Source organism: Psychrobacter sp. M4, from assembly GCF_055699795.1.
The window spans coordinates 130,114-153,443 of sequence record NZ_CM146740.1 but is presented as its reverse complement, the minus strand read 5'-3'; the positions used below and the strand labels follow the sequence as shown (position 1 = coordinate 153,443).

Sequence of the window (23,330 nt, the reverse complement as noted above, 5' to 3'; positions counted from 1 at the left end):
CGTCATTGATAAATTTGCTAGTATTTCTCGTTTAGAGATAGGTGGACAATTTAGGGTTACCATCTATGAATCATTATCCCTAATAGTTGCCAAAATAGTCTCAGGCGCTAAATCTTCTACTTGCCAGTGGTCAAGCTGTTGATCGGCTACCATAGCAGCCAAACGCTCGCCTAATACAATGTAAATATAGTCTGCTAAGCTTAGCGCTAGATGATTTGTAGTCGAATCTACCTCTATAGATTGCGTCTGTCTCACTATACTTGACCAATGCTCAAATGCGGTACCACTACTAATGATGACTATAGGCTTTTGCTGTGTAAACTGCTTTGTTTGTGTAGCAAATTGCTTGACAAATTGTTCAAGCCACTGTCGGTAATGAGTACTGGCATCGTTGGGCTGCGTACGTTCATACCAAGCAATACTATCAATATGGACGCCGCGCGCTTGCAGCGTATCAACCAGTAATCGTCTTCCGCCAAGACCACGCCAAATCAGTAACTTATCACCAGCTTGCAGACTTTGAATCTCTGGCATAGCAAGCATTCCTTCATTGTTAGCAATGATAGGTTGTAGCACTTGATAATCCGCTTGCTGTAAAACAGCTGCGGTCGCAGCGCCAACTGCAATTAAATGACTTGGCGGCTTCTTAGGATTAGCAGTGGTCAACTGTGATGTTGATACTTGACTACTATTTGAGTCTTGATCAAAGACATGCATCTCTGGAGCTAGCGTCTGCCATACCTCTAGTCCTGAGGCTGCTGCGGTTGGACTCACTATGACTAAGGCTTGGTAGTGGCCAGCAAGCCAGCGCTGCATGATATCGATGTCTGCAGCACTGGTCGGTAGCGGTTGTAGGTCCAACATGGGTATATCAACTACGCTTAAACCAGCTGCTTGCAAATAGCGGGTTAAGGGAGCCGCGCGCTCAACAGGACGCGTATTGATTACGATCGGTGCTGCCAGGGGTAAGCTTGATGATTGAGGCATAAAGATACCACTACCTAAAACTAATGAGTAAATAGAGTAAGTCATCGCAGCAAATGAGTCATCGCCGCAAACAAAGTATAAGCTTGGTTTATTCTACAATAGATAAGCTTATCGCTAATATCACCACTACGGATTATAGATGGCCTCTAAAATAGCGCCTGCACCCTCAGCGAGTAGTTTTTTGGCGACATCAATACCTAGCTGATTGGCCTGTGCTTCTTGTTCTGCTTGTGTACCTGTCAAAGTAACACGCTGTTCGGCTTTGAGTAGCTCACTACCGTCTGCTTGTCCAACCCGCCCCCGCAGCCATAAAATATGACCGGCGTCGTCATTGTTATTGTTATCGGTCTCAGTGGTTTGCAGCACAGCAAATGCAGCAATAGGGACTTGGCAGCCGCCTTCTAGATGCCGATTTAAAGCGCGCTCGGCGATCAGGCGAATGCGTGCTCTGTCATCATTGAGCGGCGCAAGCAGTGCCAGTACCTCAGGATCAGCTTCGCGGCACTCAATCGCTAAAGCTCCTTGCCCTACCGCTGGTAGACAAGTATCAATATCTAATTCACCGCGAATACGTTCATCAAGCTCAATACGTTGTAGGCCACTAGTAGCTAAAATGATAGCGTCATACTCGCCAGCATCAAGCTTACCTAAACGCGTTCCTACGTTACCACGTAGAGTTTTTATTTGTAGATCTGGACGATACGCTTTGATTTGGCACTGGCGACGCAGACTTGAGGTGCCGACTATCGCTCCATGTGGTAGCTCATCGATATTATTATAGGTGTTAGAAACAAAGGCGTCAGTAGGCGCAGCCCGTTTGCAATAAACACCAAGCATCAACCCTTCTGGTAATTGCATCGGCACATCCTTTAAAGAATGCACAGCAATATCTGCTTTTTTGTCATATATAGCTTGTTCAAGCTCTTTGACAAATAAGCCTTTGCCACCGATTTTGGCAAGCGGCGTATCCAAAATTTTGTCACCTTTAGTGACAATCTTCAGTAGGTTAATAGTTAGATCTGGATATAATTTTAACAACCTATCACGAATATGCTCTGCTTGCCATAATGCTAATGGGCTCTGACGAGTGGCAATATTCAGAGTATGTAAGGTAGATGGCTGTGTAGTGCTCATAAAAGACCTCAAAATTATTAATATATTATTGCTAATGCCAAGTGTGTCGTTAACTGATATGCCGTTAACTAATATGGATGTCGTTAATAATGCGCTTAATGCATCAGTAAGCTTTGCCTTAGTAAGCTCAAAGCGGGCGCAAAAAAATACCCCTATTTAAGCATAAATAAGGGTTTGATGATATGACTTAAGCGCTTTGATATCTTATCGATTCTTAAAAATTGTTAGATGACTGTTAAATAGATACTTATTAAACTGGTTCCTACTAAACAGATAATTATCAAATCAAACATTTATTTCGGAGCAATTGAGTAGTTAGTAAGAATGCTTGTAATCACATACTTTGAATTTTATCTCGCAACGATGGTAGATGACGACGACTAACAGACAAGGTTTCATCAAGGCCTTTAAAGCGAACTTGGTACTGACCAGAATCTACAGTTTCTAAATAATCCAAAAAACTCAAATTAATGATGGCGTTACGATGTACTCGAAACAGACGATTCTCAAATTCTTGCTCAAGCTCTTTTAAGGTTTCATCGATAAGTACTGTGCCCTCTTTATGACGTACTTTGACGTACTTTTGATCAGCTGTAAAGTAGTAAATGTCTTTGAGCTTAATCAGCTCTACACCGCGATGGGTACGAGCGGCAATATGTTCGCGCACAGGCCGAGCAGTAGGGTCTTCAAGCTTGCGAATTTCATTTAACTGGGCGGCGTTTAAGTTTTTGGCCTTACTCAAAGCTTCAAGTAATTCATCCTTATTGGCAGGTTTTAATAAATAACCAATAGCATTCGCTTTAAAAGCCATAATAGCATAGTGATCATAAGCGGTTACAAAAATGACCGCCGGCGGATAATCAAGCTCATTGAGCGCTGCCGCGCAGTGTACGCCATCCATCTCTGGCATGCGGATATCAAGTAAAATCACATCAGGTTGCTGCGACTTTACGGCAGTAATGGCTTCAATGCCAGTAGTGGCTTGCGCGACCACCTCATGCCCTGATTCTTGTACAATTCTGACCAAACGCTCACGAGCGAGTGGTTCATCGTCACAAACAACAATTCGCATGTAAATTCCTCTCTTACAGCATGATGAGTATATTATTAATACTGTATCGATAACAGGTCTAAGACGCTCTAAAGTTTTAGTCTATACCTATAGCTCATACATTTATGAACAATTATAATCAAAAATCTATTTATAATAAGCTTACGAAAGTATAAAAATAATACGTTCTAAAAGAACTCTGCTCTTCTACATTTTAAATAAAATAAATTTCTAAGTTAAAAATTATTTGTATATTTTGTATATTAAGGTTTTAGTTAAAGGCTTGTAGCTGCGGCTTTTCTAGAGCTTGCCAATAAACAACTATTACACAATAAGCATTCATAAGGTAACAAGCAATAAATATGCCATAAGTGTTCAAATAATAGACAAGAGACAAATTAAGTGCAGAGATTGATACTAAGAAAATTAAAACCCAACATCATACAAAGGATAATCAATCACTGTGACAATCTGTTCACTAGTGACTTTACTTTGGATGTTAGCGCTCTGATCAAAATAAGCTTTGAGGCGTTCTGCCTGAATATGGAAGTCTACGTGTCGGCGTAGATCGTGGGAAATCATCAAAGTTTTGCTTGGAAGTTGAACGGTGACCGTAATAGTAACGCGATGCTGTTGCCACTTTACACTAATAACAATGTAGATGGTTTCAGTGGTCATCTCGACGACATTGAGGAGCATTTTTTCAAGGACGGTTTGGAGTGTTAATGCTGTGATAACCATATCGTACATGATGTCATCATCAGGCAGATCCCAGCTTACTACCAGCTTATCTGCCAATCGGCTCGACTCAATCGCCAAATAGTGCTCACAAAGTGCCACTTCCTCCTCAAAACTAATCTCGCGCGCGCCATTAAAGCTGGCTCGGAAAAGCGCGGAGACATGCTGCAAAAGATCAGCTGCCCGCGGCGGATTAGACTCAATAAGTGATATCAAGGTATTAACAGTATTAAAGAAAAAGTGCGGCGCGATACGCGCTTTCATCAAATCATTTTGGGCGGTAAGTTTGTCTTCAAACGATTGTTTAAGCGCCATCAGCTCACGGTAACGGCGCATAAAATAGAGCAAAAATACAATAGTAAAACCACTGGTAATCAAGACATTAAACAATATATTTAAGATAAATGCTTTACGGTCATACACCATCCAGCCCATATTTATCATGACTAACATAACCAAAGTCACCGACACTATAGCAGTAGTCGTCAGTATTAGTAAGATACGTATACTGACGACAATAGGATTAGCCCGTTTAAAAACTGGACGCAGATAATCAATCAAATAAAACGAGGGAATAATGCTTAGCGTGTATTGAACAATTCGGCTAACAAACTTGATGAAAAAATCTGACCACGTTGCTAGATCATGACGATCAATAGTGGTCACAAACAACGACCAAAAAAATATATAGAGCAGCCACTGCCAAGGTTTCATTACCTCCATGAGCTTTGGCATAAAAAACTCTAAGCGCTCGGCTAGTAAGGCAACCTCATCCTTTGCTATACTTGAGCTCTTATTCTCTTGACTTGTCTTAGACCAATATGAACGCAACTTCTTCAAATTCCAACATTCCTGAGCAAAATAAAAATCCAAGTGCCACTGATTTTAGCATAAATGCAGCGGATAGTACGTTACAAAGCGGCGCGACCAATAGTCAAGGTCAGCAAATGTGGGGCGGACGCTTTAGCGAAGCGACAGATAGCTTCGTCGCCGCCTTCACCGCCTCGGTAGGCTTTGATCAGCGTTTTGCTCGTCACGATATCGAAGGTTCTATCGCGCACGCGACCATGCTCAAAGAGTGCAATATTCTAACCGACGAGGAAGTCGCCACTATTATCGATGGCCTCAAGCAAGTATTAAGGGAGATTGAAGCGGGCGAATTCAATTGGTCTACTACCCTTGAAGACGTGCACATGAACGTTGAATCGCGCCTGACTGATATCGTAGGCGCAGTCGGCAAGAAACTGCATACCGGACGTAGCCGTAACGATCAGGTAGCAACCGATATTCGTCTTTGGCTACGTGAAGAGACCGATAATATTATTGCGCTACTGGTGCGTTTGCAAAGCGGCTTGCTTGATTTGGCCAAGCAGCATACCGATACGATTATGCCAGGCTTTACCCATCTGCAAACCGCGCAGCCAGTAAGCTTTGGTCACCATGTAATGGCATGGTTTGAGATGCTCTACCGTGATACCCAACGCCTTGTCGACGCGCGGCGCCGTATTAATCAGCTACCGCTTGGCAGCGCCGCTCTTGCTGGCACGACTTTTCCAATAGATCGCACTATTACCGCTGAACTGCTCGGTTTTGAAGGTATTTGCCAAAACTCCTTGGATGCGGTCTCTGATCGTGACTTTGCTATTGAATTTACCTCCGCTGCGTCCATTTTAATGATGCATCTATCGCGTATGAGCGAGGAGATTATCCTATGGATGTCGGCGCAGTTTAACTTCGTACAAATACCAGATCGCTTTTGTACCGGCTCCTCAATCATGCCGCAAAAGAAAAACCCTGATGTGCCGGAGTTGGTACGTGGCAAAGCGGCGCGGGTCTTTGGACAGCTGATGACTTTGCTTAGCCTGATGAAAAGCCAGCCACTGGCGTATAATAAAGACAACCAAGAGGACAAAGAGCCGCTATTTGACTGTGTGGATACGTTGACCGGCTCGCTCCTCGCTTTTGCTGATATGCTGCCGAACATTGTCCCAAACAAAGAGAATATGCGTGCGGCCACTATGAAAGGCTACGCAACGGCTACTGATTTGGCCGACTATCTAGTGCGTAATGGCGTTGCTTTTCGTGATGCCCATGAAGTAGTTGGTAATACTGTCGCTTTGGCTATAAAGGAAGGCGTTGACTTGAGCGATCTGTCTTTAGCACAGTTGCAACAATTTAGCACTGCGATCGGTGATGATGTGTTCGACTTTTTGACGCTCGAGGGCTCACTGGCTGCCCGTGATCATTTAGGTGGTACTGCGCCCAATCAAGTCAAGCAAGCCGTTATTAATGGTCGTGCACGCCTAAAGGCTTTCGCTTAATTGGATCAAAACAGTAGACAACCAAACCCACTACCAAACTAATAATTATCACACTAATAATAGGGAGTTACTCATGGCTGATACTTTTAATCCCCAAGCTAATACAGTTTTTTGCCGTAAATACAAGCAAGATCTACCAAAAATGGTCAATCCTCCTTTTCCCAATAAAAAGGGACAAGAGATACAGGAAACAGTTTCTGATAAAGCATGGCAAGAATGGCTTGAGCAGCAAACTATGCTGATCAATGAAAACCACCTTAGTATGATGGATCCTGAAGCTAAGAAGTTCTTAACAGAGCAACGTGAGAAGTTTTTAAATAACGAAGATTACGAGCGCGCGCAAGGCTGGACGCCTGAGAAATAAGTTTATTGCTGTTGTTTTTAGAACTACTACATAAGCCAGCTGACAAATAGCTACTTATCCTCATAAAAGTTTGCTAGTATAAAAGACTCACAACACTGACAGACTCGGGGTGCGGTGTATTTTAGTTTAACTGCTTTTTAAAAGCACTTAATCAAAGTACATTCGCTGAGAGACCACCCGTTGAACCTGATGCGGTTAATACCGACGCAGGGAAGTCTTCAGCAAAAAGTTTACATACAAGCGACGCGCAGAAATGCCTTTTTCATAGTCACTGTTTTATTAGTCATTGCTTTGATACAGCTTTAACTTTAAAAGTGATAATAGATAAAAGCGACGTCTAATTATTGATTAAAACCGTCTATTACTATTCGCTTTATTACTTTGACCGTTTTAACTCAATCAGTTTTGTTTGTGAACCTTTGCTTCCTCCGCGCTCTGCGGTGTTGCTTTTTTAAACAACACGCTAGGAGCACCTATGACGACTCAAGCCCCCACTCAGACCAAAAAATCAACCAAAGCCGATGCTTTAAAAACACCTGCCCATCGTCATCAAAAAGACGCTCGTTTTGAAGAGGACGCGCGCGATTTACATCGCATTCTTCCAGCCTCCAAAAAAGTCTATATCCAAGGCTCAAGACCAGATATTCGAGTGCCAATACGCGAAATCACTTTGGATCCCACACCTATTCAAGGCGTCGATGCGTCCAATTGGGAGCAAAACCCGCCTTTTTATACCTATGATACCTCAGGCGTATATACCGACCCTACTGTTGATGTCGATCTCACTAAAGGTCTGCCAAAACTGCGCGAAGGCTGGATAAAAGAGCGCGGTGATATCGAAGAGCTTAGCGGTCTATCTAGCTCATACGGTCAAGCGCGTGCTCGCGATATCACTACTGCTAATCTAAGATTTGCCCATATCGACAAACCGCGCCGCGCTAAAACAGTCGATGGCAAAGCAGGTAATGTCACGCAAATGTATTACGCGCGCCGCGGGATTATCACCCCTGAGATGGAATATATCGCCATTCGTGAAACTCAAAAGCAGCACGAGCAGACTGATATGCGCCAGCATGACGGTGAAAGCTTTGGTGCCAATACCCCTGAAATTATCACCCCTGAGTTTGTCCGTAGTGAAGTCGCAGCTGGTCGCGCCATTATCCCTAATAACATCAACCACCCTGAATCTGAGCCGATGATTATCGGTCGCAACTTTTTGGTCAAAATTAATGCCAATATCGGTAATTCAGCGCTTGGCTCCTCTATCGACGAGGAAGTCTCAAAAATGACGTGGGCGACGCGTTGGGGCGCGGACACTATCATGGACTTATCTACAGGTAACCATATTCACGAAACCCGTGAGTGGCTGATTCGTAACTCGCCTGTGCCTATCGGTACGGTGCCTATTTATCAAGCGTTAGAAAAAGTCGATGGCGTAGCAGAGGATCTGACATGGGAGATATTCCGTGATACTTTGATCGAACAAGCTGAGCAAGGCGTCGATTACTTTACCATTCACGCTGGTGTGCTTTTGCGTTATGTACCGCTGACTGCCAACCGCTTAACGGGTATTGTCTCACGTGGTGGTTCTATCATGGCGCAGTGGTGTTTGGCGCATCACAAAGAGAGTTTTTTATACACTCATTTCGAAGACATCTGCGAGATTATGAAGCAGTACGATGTCGCGTTTAGTCTTGGTGATGGACTGCGCCCCGGTTGTCTGCAAGACGCTAACGATGAAGCACAGTTTGGCGAACTGCGTACATTAGGAGAGCTTACGCAAGTGGCGTGGCAGCACGACGTACAGGTGATGATCGAAGGTCCCGGACACGTGGCGATGAACCGTATTAAAGAGAACATGGATTTACAGCTTGAGCTGTGTAACGACGCGCCTTTTTATACCTTAGGACCACTGACCACAGATATCGCGCCCGGCTATGACCATATTACCAGCGCTATTGGCGCGGCGATGATTGGCTGGTTTGGCACCGCGATGCTGTGCTACGTAACTCCCAAAGAGCACTTAGGTCTGCCTAATAAAAAGGATGTCAAAGATGGTATTATCACCTACAAGATCGCAGCTCACGCGGCTGATCTAGCCAAAGGTCATCCGGGAGCGCAAGCACGCGATAATGCGTTGTCCAAAGCGCGTTTTGAGTTCCGCTGGGATGATCAGTTCAATCTAGCACTCGACCCCGATACCGCGCGTGAGTATCATGACGAGACGCTGCCTAAAGACGCGCATAAGTCGGCGCACTTTTGCTCGATGTGTGGACCGAAGTTTTGCTCGATGAAAATCACTCAAAACGTGCGCGAGTACGCCAAAGGTTTGGACAATGCTGTGACGCCAAGTACCGGCGATCTTAAGGATGCCAACCACCGTATCAAACAAGTTGATACTGATCTGGTCGAGCAAGTAGGCGCAGGCACTCCTGAAGAAGTACGTCAAGGGATGGAGGAGATGAGTGAAAAGTATAATCGTGAAGGTCGTCAGCTGTATAAAGAGGTCTAGTCTGAATGATTTAGCTCTGTATTTGCATCCGTAAAAAAGCCCTGCTTTTAAGTACTCACTACTTATTTAGCAGGGCTTTTTTTTGTTAGAATTATTTTCTCATTTCAATAGCCACTAGACTTTTGACGCCTCATAAATCTCATTAATCGAATGATCAATAGTATCGGCAAATTCCTCATCGCTTTGTTGTTTGCTCAAACCTTCGGTAAAGGCACGTGAGAAACTAGCAATCATACCCGGATTCTGCTCAAGCTTATCACAAGCCTCTTTACGGCTATAACCACCTGATAACGCTACGACTTTGAGCACCTTTGGATGATTAATCAGCTCTTGATAAAAACCCTCTTCTTCTGGCAGAGTCAACTTAAGCATGACTTGATGATCATCGTCGAGATAATCCAAATGACGTAAGATCGCTGTTTTTAATACCAGCTCACAGTCGTGTTTTTTGGTGCTATCAATATTGACTTCTGGCTCTACGATAGGCATAAAACCTTTTGAGAGAATTTGTTTAGCGACATCAAATTGCTGCTGCACTACTTTCTCAATACCATCGACACTAGGCTCGTAAATGACTGAACGCATCTTAGTACCAAACACTGGATACTTTTTAGCCTTATCTAATAGCGCATTTAGACCTGGTATCGGACGCATTACTTGTACGCCATCCATTTGCTCAGCAAGACCTTTATCTACCTTTAAAAAAGGTACGATATTTTTATCTTCCCAAAGATAATTAGCGGTAGGTTTACCGTTAACTTCGCGATCCATAGTGTCTTCGAATAAAATAGCACCAAGGACGCGCTCATTATCAAAGGCATTACAGGTCATGATACGAGCGCGCATCTCATGTACTAAATCAAACATGGATTCATCATTATCATATTCATCGCCGCTTACGCCGTAGTTCTCTAATGCTTTTGGCGTACTGCCACCGCTCTGATCGAGCGCTGCAATAAAACCTGAACCATTCTTTATCTGTTGTAGTTGCTTTTCGTATTCCATTAATCGTACATCCTATGCTTATTGGTATTAATTAAAGTTAATAAAAGTCAAATTTTATGATTCTATATTAAAAAATATAAAACACTATGCATACTGTTTATCTAATTATAAATAACCTTACCACAAGACATATCAGGTGCCTATATTCAATAAGTTAACGAAACGCTTATTTTAAGAACAGTTGTTGGTATTTTGTAGATTATCATTACGCTTTATTATATATATTGCTACCAGCATATACAAACTGAACCTTTTTATGCCAAAAACAATACCACTACGCAGGCTACTGCTAATATGAGCCCTATTACATTAACTCGGTTCAAAGATTCTTTAAAAATACCTACCCCGATGAGTGTCGCAACTGTGATAACGCCCACGTTCATGCCGGTAAATACAATACTCGGCGACTCAGATAACACTTGATGAGCACGCACATAAGCATAAATGTTACCCATGTTCAGCGCACCTAGCAACAGCCCTGCTACCAGTGCCTTGCCTTGCCAGCGTACCCGTGTAATGAGTAGATAGATGAATAATAATAAGCCGGCCAGTCCAAAGCTTACCAATAAAGTCAGCGCAAATGCCGCTCCTTGTTTGGCAACCTGCTTAAATAAAATATCGATAATACCGTAGCCTGCCCATACCCCAAATAGCCAAAGTGGTGTCTGCCGAGCCGATTTATTAGCAGTATTATCTATAGCCTGTTGATGCGGACGATAAACCAATGCTCCCAAAGCTAGAAATCCTAATATCAGTCCCAATATACGAGTTCCTGTTAGTATTTCTCCAAATAAAAGGAATGCGGCAATAATGGGAATAATTAAGGATAGACGCTGGGCGGCGTCAGTTGCGACCATACCAACCGCTGCAATAGCTCGGCCTAGAATAACGAACACAGCAGGCAACAAAACTCCAAGGGCAATAATAATGCTCCATACGCTGCCAAGGGTACTTAACCCGCTTATATCCGGGTCTAGTAAAACCAAAGTGAGCAAAAAGGCAACAGGGTAACCTGCCACAATAGTTTGACGAATATCTATATTTTTTTGCCGCAGCACTTTTAAAAGTACTGAGACTGCTACACTACATAACACTGCAATCGTCAAATACACCATAGTTTCTATCCTTGAATAAAAATGTAGCAAGATTATAAAAGTTGATTATAAGTAAATCGTTCGGCTATAGAATGTAACAATATATTTCATAGTTATCAATTTTTATATTTTGACTAAACCGTCTACTCTGTTTTATTTTATGTCGTTTATTAATGACACCAGTACTAGTCCTCAAGCTCAAATTACAATTAGCAAGCAGGATGGATTAATAAGTTTTGCTAAAATAATGTACTTTTTTTACACCCCTAACCGCTCAAGATCGCACTGGTAAGCTTACTGATCCCGTCTTAGCCTATGGTTATTAATTACTTATGAATGCTCTATTTCGCTTTTTTGAAAATCGGCTTCCCGCCTTTCCTGAAACCCCTATGATGTTGCCCTCTCCTCGTGATGGGCTCCTAAAATTTTTGTGGGCCTGTACGAAAGGTCTACGTGGCTGGCTGCTACTATTCATGATCTTGTCGGCTGGTATTGGGGTTTATGAAGCGGTACTGTTTGCTTGGATTGGGGACATTGTCAATTGGCTTGGCCTTTATACGCCGCAAACGCTATGGAGCGAGAAAGGCGATATGTTGCTGCTCATGCTGGCCGTGATGGTGCTGAGTCCCATTTGGATTGCTTTAGCGTCATTTGTCCATTTCCAAACGATCAATGGCGTGTTTCCGATGCAGATGCGCTGGCGTTTTCATCAGCATATGCTGGGTCAATCGATGCAGTTTTATCAAGATGAGTTTTCAGGTCGTATCTCTGCTAAAGTGATGCAAACGGCGCTAGCAGTACGTGATACAGTAATGACCGTCACTGATATGTTTACTTATGTTGGCGTGTACTTTATCACCTCTGGTATCATCTTATTCAATCTTGATAGCTTATTATTAATACCATTTATCATCTGGTTTATATTGGTTGGCTTTAATCTGCGTTTCTTTATTCCTAAGCTTAAACGCACCGCTATTGTACAAGCCGACGCCCGTGCCTTGATGGTGGGACGAGTGACCGACGCTTACGCCAATATTATGACCGTTAAGCTATTTAGCCATTCACGCCGCGAGCTGGGTTATGCCAAAAACGCTATGGGCCAGTTTTTAGAAACGGTGCATGGGCAAATGCGCTGGGTTAGTCGTTTGGAAGTCTCGACCCATGTCATCAGTGTCGTTTTGATCGGTAGTACCGCTGGCATTAGTGTTTATCTTTGGCAACAAGGCGCTATTGGGGTGGGAGCGGTTGCAGCCGCAACAGCAATGGCGCTACGATTAAATGGTATCACCCACTGGATTATGTGGGAGACGGCAAGATTGTTTGAGAGTATTGGTACCGCGCAAGATGGTATGCGCACCTTGTCAGCGCCGCAAACCATTATCGATGTGCCCAATGCACCTGCTTTAAAAGTCACCGAAGGTCATATTATCTTTGATCACGTTGATTTTAGTTATGAGAGCGTACAAGACGCAGATAGCTTAGAAGGTGAAAAAATTAGCGATGTTAATATTGATGAGTCTGAGCTTAGCGCCTCGCCAGTGAAGCTACTTGACGACTTTTACCTAAATATTAAACCTGGCGAAAAAATCGGTTTGGTCGGACGCTCAGGTGCTGGTAAATCAACCTTGGTTAACTTGCTTCTGCGTTTCTTCGATGTCGATAGCGGTAAAATCTGTATCGATGGACAAGCGATCAATGAAGTCACTCAAGAGTCTCTACGCCAGCAAATCGGTATGGTGACGCAAGATACGTCTTTGCTGCACCGGACCGTACGCGAAAACATCGCCTATGGTCGCCCAGGGGCTAGCGATGCAGAGATTATCCATGCCACCAAGCAGGCACAAGCTTGGGACTTTATTAAAGATTTACATGATGATAAAGGCAATACAGGCCTTGATACCCAAGTCGGTGAGCGCGGTGTTAAGCTATCTGGTGGTCAACGTCAGCGTATCGCCATCTCACGGGTTATGCTAAAAAATGCGCCTATTTTGTTGTTGGATGAGGCCACCAGTGCCCTTGATTCTGAAATTGAATACGCTATAACTGAGAGCCTAAATGATATCATGATGGGCAAAACTGTCATTGCTATTGCCCATCGTCTCTCGACTATTGCTGCTCTTGATAGACTGGTAGTGATGGATAAAGGTCGTATTATTGAGCAGGGCAGTCATGAAGAACTGTTGGAGTTGGATGGTGTTTATGCTGGATTATGGGAGCGTCAAAGTGGTGGTTTCTTGGGAGCAACTGAGTAAGACGATAAGACATCAAGCTGGATCATTATAAGGACGTAGCATTTTTATGGAAACCTTTGTAAAAAGCATAATGATAAATGGTAAGCAAGCGCGCTATTACGATTTATCTACTTTGACGCAAAATGCAGGTGAAAATACAAAGCCAGCAGCGCATTTTTACGGGGGCAATGGTTTTGCGGTTGGTACTTATGAGCCCCTACTCAAAGCGCTGGCACATGAGCTGAATCTTAGCGCTCTTGCATTACAAGGTTATTGGTATGACACGCCAACAGCTAAAATAATGACTCGCGAGCAAGACGCCGATATGCTCATTGAGTTTTTGGAGCAGACGCAGGATAAACCGGTCGTCGGCATTGGGCACTCGCAAGGCGCGTCTGCTACGGCGATGGCGGCGGCTAAGCGTCCTGATTTGTTCTCACAGCTGTATCTTATCGATCCGGTAACCTTTACCAAAGCGCAGTCGCTCCTGTATGGAAATACTCCTAGACGTATTTTGATGACCCAAGAACCTTTTAAAAGCACTGCTAAAAAACAAGCTGAATGGGTAAGCATTGATGATTATTATCAATTTTTGCGCCAGCACCGAGCGTTTAGACGTATCAGTGATGAGCATCTTTATACCTTTGCTAGCAACAGCTTAGTCAAAAGAGACGATGGCAGTTATACCTTGCTCTTTAAGCCCAAATATGAATTAGCCAGCTATTTTGGTACTCCATACATTACTAAGGCCTTAAAAAAGCTCAATAAAATCAATCTGCCTTACACCTTAATCCTTGCTAAACCCTCAGTGTTTAATAGCAATAAAGTTCGTAGTAGCTGGCAAGGAGTAGTACCGGATAATCGTATCGTTACTTTATCGAATTACGGGCACTTAGTGCCTATGGAAGCGCCAGAGAAATGTGCTGATATTATTCTTGACTCAAACCGCTCTTTTAACTCCAAAATAGCCAGTTAGATGAGCAATTTATTTACACCTCACGCTACTGATAACCTATTGCCTTACGATGGCAGGGTTAGCGATTTAGGCATTGTTATTGATGATACTGATGTTCTTTATAATACTTTACTAGCTGAGCTTCCTTGGCAGTCTGACATCGTGACTTTATTTGGTAAAACTCATGTCACCAAACGCCAGATCGTTTGGATGGGTGAGGATAGCATCAGCTATCATTATTCTGGTCACTTGCGCCGCACCGCTCCTTGGTCAACTATAGTATTGCAAGTAAAACAACTTGTTGAGCAAAGACTTCTAAGCAACGGGATTAATGCCAATTTCAATTCATGTTTATTAAATTACTATCCTTCTGGTAGCGAAGGTATGGGCTATCATGCTGATGATGAGAAGGAGCTAGGCGAGCAGCCTACCATAGCCTCCTTATCTTTAGGGGCTACTAGAAAATTTGTCCTTAAACATAAAAAAACTCAAGACAAAATCGAGCTTCATCTTGAGTCCGGTCAGCTTATCGTCATGCATGGTGTGACTCAAAGCTTTTGGAAGCACACTATTACTAAGACGACCAAGGTAAATGAAGGACGCATCAGCCTTACCTTTCGGCGAACGCTAAGCACGCCTTAACCTTTTATCCTAGCTACTGTCTAAACCTACTTTATTCAGCAGCTTGACGATCCAAAAAACGCTCGCGATAGCATTGATAAGCGGCTTCACAAACGCTTGAAGTATAGCTAGCATTAACGCCGCCTGCGACCATAGCTCCTACCGCTGGAATGATTTGCGCCGCTTTAGTCTTGACCATATTGGTCGCCACTTTAGTTGCCGTTTGGCGCAGCACTCGTGAAGCTACTTTTTCGTTAACCTTATTAAAGGCTAGAACTTCTGGGTCTTTTATTGTACTAAAGGTATCATCAAGTGCCGATTGGCGTTCTTCAGCAGAAGCGGAAGTGGCAACCGCCAATAGTGACATAGCAAATAATTGCTCGTTTTTATCACTCATATCAAAACCGTAGTAAGTCGCGTATTCACCGATAGCACGCAGATTAGCGGTAATAAGACCCATTATATCGGCAGGAATGCCTGCCCAGCCAGCGATACCTGTTGCCACGCCTTGAGCGCTAGTTAGCGCCACATATTTACTCTTAAAGAGTTTGACTTGCTTATCGACGATGGCGATAGGCAAATTTTCGATGTCTTGAAGCTTTTTAACCTCTGAGCCGTCAATATCTGTTTCTTTTTGATAAGCTTCAATGGCATCTTGCACGTCTAATGTCCAATTCGCCGTATCACTTAATGTAGTTATCATCTTTTCAGTAGCTTGCTTCAAAGTTTCACCGAACTGCGGCGCCGCCATAAGCGTTTCCCCCGCTTTATCGATCGGCATACTAAAGGTAGCAAATGCTTTATCTAAAAGGCTTTTTTCAGGGTTCTTCCAAGCTTGTATTTGTTGGCGAACCTGAGATTCATAAGCTTCTTTATCAGCAGTACCGTTATTCTTAGTACTGGTATTAGTAGTGTCCTGTTTATTCGCTTCTTTACTAGTACTTGTCTGGTTATTAGTAGCGGTTTTCTCATCAGTACTTGTTTCTTCATTTTTATCATCAGCGACTGCTAGGACAATTTTACCAAAGGTATCGCCTTTTTGTAGCTGAGTGTGGGCTAAGGCCACCTCCGATAATGGATAAGTCTTTTGAATATGCAATTTAAGCTCACCATTAGCGACTTGCTCTAGCGCCTCTGCCATGGATTGGCCACTACGCTCAGCCTTAAAACCGTCTACCTGTAGATTTTTTTGGCTACCTGCCTCTTTAAGTTTATCAACCCAAATCGTTGGTAACACGTTGACACGCCCGCCAGATTTAAGCGTTTTAAGCGCACGAACGCCTGCATCATCACCGACTAAATCTAGCAGTACGTCAGCCTGCAGATCAGGGAAATCCTCGTCTTTGGTATAATCGATCCAGCCTTCAAGTTTAGTTTTATTGATAAACTGATCAAGCTTATCGTACTTGTCAGGTGAGCAAATAACTGTCACTTTTATATTGTCTTTTGCAGCTTTGTCCATCAATAGCTGTACGACCAATTGCCCAACGCCGCCTGCGGGCGCATTCATTACCACATGCTCACCAGCTTTAATGTCCGCAGATTCTACAAACTGTAGCGCGGTTTGACCCACACAAGGCAATGCTCCAGCTTGTTCTAAAGTGAGCGCCTTTGGTACTTTAGCCAATAGATTAGCATCAACTGCCACAAACTGTGCATAGCAACCACCGCCAAAAGTCAAGGCAGCAACCTTGTCACCAACTGCATACTTGGCACTATTACTTTTGACCACAGTGCCCGCCACATCAAAACCTAATATAGCAGGCTCATCGTGATCGAATTTATCTTTTTGAATAGCCTCTGCGCCCCAGCCTTTACCTTGACGGGTTTTATAATCCACAGGGTTAATACCAGCGTATGCTACTTTTATGAGCACCTGCTCATCATCAGGTTCCGGCATGGCTACGCCGTCCTGGTACTGCATAACTTCAGGCTCACCAAATTTACGTATAAGCACCGCATGCTGGTTCGTTGGTAAAGATTTATTTTCAGAGAAAAGATTAGACATAATAAAATATCCTTTTTTATATGTGAATGAGAACTACTAAAAGCTATTGATTTCTTCGGGCTTAAAACAACCTTGCAAAATTTTAAATTTATGCCAAAATCAGCTCCGCGCTAATAGGCAAATGGTCTGATAGCGTTGACCAAGGTTTACCACTATGCACCCAAGCGTTTTTTACCTTTAAATTGCGTACATAGATACGATCCAAACTCAAAACAGGCAGTTTTGCCGGAAAAGTAGGTGACAATTTGCCATGACAGTGTTTAAAAGCTTCCGTCATGCCCAGACTGACTGCCAGCTTATCACAAGACATCTTTTTCCAATCGTTAAAGTCACCTGCCAATATCAAAGGTTGATTAGAGTCAATCTCGTTTTGCACGTAGTCAGCTATAGCCTGATACTGCTTAATACGATCGCGCTCAAACAAGTTTAGATGCGCGCATAAGACTACTACTGGTTGCTCCCAACCCACTGGCTGTACTTCACAGTGCAGCACCCCGCGCTGCTCAAGCTTATTAACCGTAATATTAACATTATGCTTGGGGTCTAGAGGAAAGCGGCTAAGCACGGCATTACCGTGGTGACCATTATCATATTCTGAATTCTTACCATAGCTATTTTGCAATTGTAGATACTCTCCAAACCATTCGTGCTGCGACTGATCGGGGTATTCGTTGTACTGTATGTTGCGTTTTAGGTTTTGGCCTTGGACTTCTTGCAAACACAATATGTCTGAACCTATCGTATCAAGCGCTTGCGCAATACCTTGCATCTTGACTTGACGATTGAGGGGCGACATACCTTTATGGATGTTGTAACTGGTTAGAACGAAGGAGCGGATCATGGTCATAGATTCAATAATTTATTAAAAGTTAAGAAAAATCGTTATTAAAATAGGTTTGATAACTTATCGATAGACGCGTCAAGATTATAGACTGACGTCAAAACCGTTTGACAATAAAGCAAGTAGCAAACTAACGGGGAAGCTAAAGTTTCAGAATTATAAAAATTGTTAGGACTATCATCAATCAGCTTAGCAAAAATACGGCTTGATTACCCGTAAGTCTCATCTAAATAATCAATAATTTCTTTTGATTCGTACAGGACAACATTGGTATTGGGATCAATAAGATAAGGAAACTGCAGTTTTCTAGTCATGACCTGATCTTTAATGCGTTCGCGTTTGCCGCCTTTGACCGGACGATACTTTTTAGGATGGCGAGGAGCGCTAAAGACACTAAGATTGATACGTTTGCCAAACACTCCAATGTCCTCTATTTGCTCACGAGCAACGTTGTGATTAATATAGCCCACTTCAAGCTCGCTTAGCTTTTCACGTACCAAACGACAAAAGGGACTAGCCTCAAAACCGTAAAGATGCAGGAGCTCATCAGGCTTACCTCGAGCTTGATTATGCGCTGGATTCTCAGCTTTGACGCCGCGCATCATAGAGACCACACTGGCCACTTTATTGACCAAGGTAGCATGATCATCAGTACTTGGTTCTTGGTAGTCTTTGGGCGTTATCCCTTCTTTAGAATAGTGAGTAAAGAGGTGATCAATGATAGCTTGTGAATCGAGTATATAATCATCAGTGTTAACATCAATTAAAAAAGGGACTTGTACCTTGCCAGCGAGCTCTTTGAGCTCGTCACGATATACATGGCCTTCATGGGGACTAGGACGACTCTCAAAATCCAAATTCAAATAAGTCATTACTTCACGCACTCGGCACGAGTAAGGGCAAGCTTCGTGCTCATATAAAATAAGAGCTTCGCTTGGTTGCATTGGGAACGGCGTACCCATATTACCGCGTCCAGCGCGCAGCAGAGTTGAGGTCGTCGCCTGCAAACTCTTTATCGTATATCCCAGAGTATTGTTTGGAATTTTCATGACTAGCCTCCTTGTTAAGTTAATCAGCGTTAGCAATAGTAATGTCTGTAGCTACTAAAAATATAAAGTATTTAATGAAAAAGAGCATTGGATCGCAAAGAACCAATGCTCTAATTATTTACTGGTATGTCTTTATAGACACATTAATAATTAATAGCGTGTAACTAGAGCAATAGGCTGATCTTCACCCATAATCTCTTGCGGCATAAAGACCACTTCACCCCCATTATGCATAACTTGCTCAATAATCTCGCCGATAGCATCGTCAGTAACACCTTCGCCAGCAGCATCATCTACCATAGTAAGCGTTTGCGCTTTTTCGTCGATTTTTGCAGGCTGCATATAACCACGGCGTACATAAAGGGTCTCGCCTGCCCCTTGGAAAGCCCCGCGATAAACTTCTTGTAAGTCAGTACGTAGCATCTGTACCCCACGAGCTCTATCAATCTCGCCAAGCGCCGCTTCGTGCAATGAAGAGCGATACGCTTCTACTGCTTCTTGCACACCATCAATGATGTGCTGGGCACTACCATCTTCTAATTGAGTAACGTTAGTAACCGTACCGATAATATTATCTGGGCGATCACAGACTTCTTTATAGTAACCAACGTTTTTTGCATCGCCGACGATAACGAGCGGCATTTTATGCTCGCCCCATAGCTCTTGCACGCTTTTATCTACTTGGTTAAAGAACTCTTTTAGATGGCTACTTTCGTTGTTTGATGAACGATCAGAACCACCGTCACCAGTAGTATATAGGCCATTATTTTCGATAGGAAATGGGATGTTTTCCATGTTATTTTGGATGTTATCATCCGTATCAAGCTCTTTGACTACACGGTCGTTGGACGCTTCAATTAAACGCGCCATATCGCGAGTGATTACCACAGCATAGAAATGTACGGCGCTTGCCATATCACGAACCAAGTCGCGGGTAGCGAAACTGTCTGAGATAACGACACGCTCAGTGGTATCAAGCGGCATACGAATGATTTGCACATCATCAGTGCTGGCAAAAATAGCTAACGTATCGAGATTATAGTTGTGGTTTAGCTCGTCCGTTTTGGCATGAATACCTTCCATAATCGTAGCGGCGATATGCTTGTCGTATTCATTCGTCAATCGTTCTTCTGCGACTTTTAATTGGTTCTTTAGAGCAATAGGATCTTGATCATTAGCGGGATGTTCACGATGGGTTTTAACAAAAATACTAACCGCTGGATCGGCTTTGGTTTCACGTAGGCTCTTAAGCGTTGCTTTCATAGATAATTTTCCTTCTTTTGTTGTCGTCAATTTTAAATAATGAATAGAATCTAATTTTATTTATAAGATAGTTATTTATACTACATTCTATTCATGGTACTCCAAATAAATCTGCTTTGGTTTTAATTGCTAACTTTTCAACTATCAGCTTTTTATTACCCGTTAACTTCTTAATTGTTTTGCTTAACCATTACGATGCTAACAAGTTCCCGCCAATAGCTGTATGGTTAGTTTGCAAGCAAATGATGACGCTTTGTAAGTACAGTCGTCAAATTGAGCACTCTAAACCATCTAATCTTAACAAAAAGATGGATACCTTTAAATAATCACTAGCTATCTTTTAGCGACTTGTATTCAGGCTAGAACATACCCATCTTTAAAATAACTTACTGTTAAACGTCTGATAAGCAGTTTATATTCAATTCATCCATCATTGAATTGTTATTGAACATTTATAATGAAGGCCTATAAAAGGACAGAATAATTATAATATTGACCGCTGTTCATCCAAATATTGACCGCTTTTTAACAGTTTCAACTCAATTCAATCTTTTCGCTCCGCCTATTAGGGAATATTTTTATGACTACTTTTGCAGCAGATTTGCACCTTGTGGACTTTACAGCAGCAAACCCTAACGACTTGCAAGTACAAGTCAATGCAGCTATTGACAAAGCCAATGCTTTTTTAGATGAGCTGTCAGTAACAGAAGACAACCAAGCTGATAGTAAAAGTATTGATACTACAAAAAATAATGTTGATGCTCAGCAAGCATTAGCAGATATTATTGATTTTGATCATATTAATTTAGCGCTAGATCGCAGTTGGGGTATTTTATCGCATCTAAACAGCGTGATGAGTAATGATGAGATTCGTCACGTTCATCATGAACTACTACCCAAGTTATCGGCTTATGGCACTCGTGTGGGTCAACATCAGCCACTCTTTAGTCGCTATCAAGCAGTAGTGGCTGATAAGGATTTTTTCGCCAAGCTTGAGCCTGCACGCGCACGTGCTATTGAGCTTGCGCTGCAACGATTTGAGTTATCAGGGGTCGCGCTACCAAAAGATGAGCAAGACAAATTCGCTGCTATTCAAAGTCAGTTATCCACCTTATCAGCGACTTTCTCAGATCATGTTTTAGACGCTACCCAAGCCTTTGCATTACCGCTTAAATCCGAGCAATTAGCAGGTTTGACCGAAAGTGGTTTGGCGCTGTTAGCTGATGCCGGCGAGCAATACAAAGCCAATCAGCGTAAAAATGATACGCTCAGCCAAGACGAGATTGACGCGTTACCAACACCTTATTATGTGGCGACTTTAAACATTCCCGTCTATTTGGCGGTGATGACTTATGCCGATGATCGACAGCTACGTGAGACACTATACCGCGCCTACGTGACCCGTGCCTCAGAGTTTGATGACCACACTAACAATAAAGGTGAGTCGTTAAATAATGCTGATGTCATGAGCGAGATCTTAGATCTGCGCGAAAAAAAGGCTAAACTATTAGGCTTTAGCAATTACGCTGAAGTATCATTGTCTACAAAAATGGCGGACAACGTCGCTGAGGTTGAAACCTTTTTACGTAATTTAGCTGCTAAAGCCACGCCTACCGCTAAAGAGGATTTAGCTGAACTACAAGCGTGTGCGCGTGATTATGATATCGCTGAGCTGCAACCTTGGGATAGCGCTTACTTGGCTGAAAAGATTAAGCAGAGTAAGTTTAGCTTATCGCAAGAAGAGATACGTCCTTACTTCCCACTACCTAGAGTGATTGATGGACTGTTTGCTATTGTTGAGCGTCTATATAGTATTACCGTCAAAGAGCAAAAATTTGACGATATCGTTGAAGGCACAGATACCATATCAACCGGGACTGTCTCACGCTGGCATAATGATGTACGTTTTTATCAACTGTTCGATAGCGACGATAGTTTAATCGGTGGTTTTTACTTTGATCTATTTGCGCGCAGTGGGAAGCGCGGCGGTGCTTGGATGAGTGGTTTTCAGGCGCGCTATCGTCATGAGGGCGAGGACTATGAGCAATTACCAGTCTGCTTTATGGTCGGTAACTTTACTCCGGCACTCGATGGTAAGCCCAGTCTTTTGACCCACAATGAAGTGTTAACTTTGTTCCATGAGTTTGGTCATGGCCTCCATCATTTGCTGACGCAAGTGAGCGTTGGTGATGTTGCTGGGGTTAACGGCGTTGAATGGGATGCAGTCGAGCTACCCAGCCAATTTATGGAGAACTGGGCGTGGGATAGCGAGGGTATTGCCCTGATCAGTAGCCATGTTGAAACCGATGAACCCTTACCTAAAGACAAACTTGAGGCTTTACTTGCTGCCAAAAACTTCCAAAGCGGTATGCAAACCTTGCGTCAGATTGAGTTTGCTTTGTTTGATCTACTGATTCACGCTCATACCCCAGCCCTTGACTATGACGGTATTTTAGCGACTTTAGATAAGGTGCGCGGCGATATCGCAGTGATGGATACGCCTGACTATAATCGTTTTGCCAATGGCTTTAGTCATATCTTTGCGGGCGGCTATGCGGCTGGGTACTACTCGTATAAATGGGCAGAACTGTTGTCAGCTGACGCTTTTAGTAAGTTTGAAGAAGACGGTATCTTTAATCCCATTACTGGTAAAGCGTTTCGCGAAACTATCTTATCAGTAGGCGGCAGCTTGCCGGCTAAAACTAACTTTGAAAATTTCCGTGGTCGTAGCGCTAGTATTGATGCGCTACTGCGTCATAGTGGTTTTGACAACCCTACATTCAATAATGCAGCCAACGATCAGGACCAACAGGAGGTGGGCTAATGCGTTACCAATCCGATCGTCCAAAGCGACGCTTTTTAGCAGGTGTTAGTTGCCCTAAATGCCAGGCCATGGATGCCGTAGTACAAGTCAATGTTGTGACGCCTGAACCTGACGAGTATATTGAATGTACTGAGTGCCAACATACTGAGCATCGCCCTGACCCTAGTGTAATTAGTGCCAAAAACCATCTTGAAGATCAACTCACTCGTGACGCTATGACCACCGGTACTAGCGGGACCATAAAGTTTAAACGGTAAATTTGTACGTTAGCATACTCGTTATTTAAAAAACAAAAGCCTATCTACTGATAGGCTTTTGTTTTGAGTTTTGTT

At 43.1% G+C, this 23,330-nt stretch carries 18 protein-coding genes and 1 riboswitch; of the genes, 8 read left to right on the top strand and 10 right to left on the bottom strand.

Annotated features, from left to right (window positions below):
• Positions 1-63 precede the first annotated feature (63 nt).
• The 4 genes from ACR63N_RS00665 to ACR63N_RS00650 all read right to left on the bottom strand — a co-directional run bounded on the left by ACR63N_RS00665 (position 64) and on the right by ACR63N_RS00650 (position 4,645).
• Positions 64-987, bottom strand: a complete 924-nt coding sequence (locus ACR63N_RS00665) for a uroporphyrinogen-III synthase (protein WP_367106723.1) — start codon at positions 985-987, stop codon at positions 64-66.
• Between the two features lie 126 nt (positions 988-1,113).
• Complete coding sequence (gene hemC, locus ACR63N_RS00660; protein WP_367104922.1) at positions 1,114-2,121, bottom strand: hydroxymethylbilane synthase; 1,008 nt, start codon at positions 2,119-2,121, stop codon at positions 1,114-1,116.
• Between the two features lie 334 nt (positions 2,122-2,455).
• A complete protein-coding gene (locus tag ACR63N_RS00655; protein ID WP_367104921.1) occupies positions 2,456-3,193 on the bottom strand; it encodes a LytR/AlgR family response regulator transcription factor in 738 nt (245 codons plus the stop codon).
• 405 nt (positions 3,194-3,598) lie between these two features.
• The gene (locus ACR63N_RS00650) at positions 3,599-4,645 is read right to left on the bottom strand and encodes a sensor histidine kinase (RefSeq protein WP_367104920.1); all 1,047 of its coding nucleotides are present in this window, start codon (positions 4,643-4,645) and stop codon (positions 3,599-3,601) included.
• 212 nt (positions 4,646-4,857) lie between these two features.
• On the opposite strand from ACR63N_RS00650, the gene argH reads away from it, so the two are divergent.
• The 3 genes from argH (at position 4,858) to thiC (ending at position 9,107) form a co-directional block, all read left to right on the top strand.
• Positions 4,858-6,231 (top strand): argininosuccinate lyase, encoded by a 1,374-nt coding sequence (argH, locus tag ACR63N_RS00645; RefSeq protein ID WP_367104986.1) that lies wholly within the window; start codon positions 4,858-4,860, stop codon positions 6,229-6,231.
• A 73-nt stretch (positions 6,232-6,304) separates the two neighbouring features.
• Entirely contained in the window at positions 6,305-6,595 is a 291-nt protein-coding gene (locus ACR63N_RS00640; RefSeq protein ID WP_367104919.1) for an oxidative damage protection protein, read from the top strand.
• 95 nt (positions 6,596-6,690) lie between these two features.
• Positions 6,691-6,825: riboswitch (TPP riboswitch) on the top strand.
• Between the two features lie 245 nt (positions 6,826-7,070).
• The gene (thiC, locus tag ACR63N_RS00635) at positions 7,071-9,107 is read left to right on the top strand and encodes a phosphomethylpyrimidine synthase ThiC (RefSeq protein ID WP_367106720.1); all 2,037 of its coding nucleotides are present in this window, start codon (positions 7,071-7,073) and stop codon (positions 9,105-9,107) included.
• A gap of 114 nt (positions 9,108-9,221) precedes the next feature.
• On the opposite strand, the gene ACR63N_RS00630 is transcribed toward thiC, so the two are convergent.
• Both ACR63N_RS00630 and ACR63N_RS00625 read right to left on the bottom strand, forming a co-directional pair.
• Positions 9,222-10,112, bottom strand: coding sequence for a fructose bisphosphate aldolase (locus ACR63N_RS00630; protein WP_472782311.1), 891 nt, complete (start codon positions 10,110-10,112; stop codon positions 9,222-9,224).
• A gap of 254 nt (positions 10,113-10,366) precedes the next feature.
• Positions 10,367-11,227, bottom strand: a complete 861-nt coding sequence (locus ACR63N_RS00625; RefSeq protein ID WP_472782310.1) for an EamA/RhaT family transporter — start codon at positions 11,225-11,227, stop codon at positions 10,367-10,369.
• Positions 11,228-11,538: 311 nt separating this feature from the next.
• Between ACR63N_RS00625 and ACR63N_RS00620 the strand changes: the two genes are divergently transcribed.
• From ACR63N_RS00620 to ACR63N_RS00610, 3 genes are read left to right on the top strand one after another with little or no spacing between them, the layout of a single operon-like run.
• Positions 11,539-13,458 (top strand): ABC transporter ATP-binding protein, encoded by a 1,920-nt coding sequence (locus tag ACR63N_RS00620; RefSeq protein WP_367106717.1) that lies wholly within the window; start codon positions 11,539-11,541, stop codon positions 13,456-13,458.
• A gap of 46 nt (positions 13,459-13,504) precedes the next feature.
• Complete coding sequence (locus ACR63N_RS00615; RefSeq protein ID WP_472782309.1) at positions 13,505-14,413, top strand: alpha/beta fold hydrolase; 909 nt, start codon at positions 13,505-13,507, stop codon at positions 14,411-14,413.
• On the top strand, positions 14,414-15,034 hold the full coding sequence (locus ACR63N_RS00610; protein ID WP_472782308.1) for an alpha-ketoglutarate-dependent dioxygenase AlkB family protein: 621 nt from the start codon (positions 14,414-14,416) through the stop codon (positions 15,032-15,034). It abuts the gene before it with no gap.
• 31 nt (positions 15,035-15,065) lie between these two features.
• Here the strand turns inward: ACR63N_RS00610 and ACR63N_RS00605 are convergent, their stop codons facing one another.
• From ACR63N_RS00605 to ACR63N_RS00590, 4 genes are all read right to left on the bottom strand, one after another.
• A complete protein-coding gene (locus ACR63N_RS00605; protein ID WP_472782307.1) occupies positions 15,066-17,021 on the bottom strand; it encodes an EcsC family protein in 1,956 nt (651 codons plus the stop codon).
• A gap of 88 nt (positions 17,022-17,109) precedes the next feature.
• Positions 17,110-17,868, bottom strand: a complete 759-nt coding sequence (locus ACR63N_RS00600; RefSeq protein WP_367104912.1) for an endonuclease/exonuclease/phosphatase family protein — start codon at positions 17,866-17,868, stop codon at positions 17,110-17,112.
• 203 nt (positions 17,869-18,071) lie between these two features.
• Positions 18,072-18,911: a glutathione S-transferase N-terminal domain-containing protein gene (locus ACR63N_RS00595; RefSeq protein ID WP_367104911.1), complete on the bottom strand. Its 840-nt coding sequence runs from the start codon at positions 18,909-18,911 to the stop codon at positions 18,072-18,074.
• A 150-nt stretch (positions 18,912-19,061) separates the two neighbouring features.
• Positions 19,062-20,174, bottom strand: a complete 1,113-nt coding sequence (locus ACR63N_RS00590) for an AOC03_06830 family ribosome hibernation factor (RefSeq protein WP_367104910.1) — start codon at positions 20,172-20,174, stop codon at positions 19,062-19,064.
• Positions 20,175-20,754: 580 nt separating this feature from the next.
• On the opposite strand from ACR63N_RS00590, the gene ACR63N_RS00585 reads away from it, so the two are divergent.
• On the top strand, positions 20,755-22,998 hold the full coding sequence (locus ACR63N_RS00585; RefSeq protein WP_367106712.1) for a M3 family metallopeptidase: 2,244 nt from the start codon (positions 20,755-20,757) through the stop codon (positions 22,996-22,998).
• Complete coding sequence (locus ACR63N_RS00580) at positions 22,998-23,255, top strand: YheV family putative metal-binding protein (protein WP_367104908.1); 258 nt, start codon at positions 22,998-23,000, stop codon at positions 23,253-23,255. The genes ACR63N_RS00585 and ACR63N_RS00580 overlap by 1 nt, the downstream gene beginning before the upstream one ends.
• Positions 23,256-23,330 lie beyond the last annotated feature (75 nt).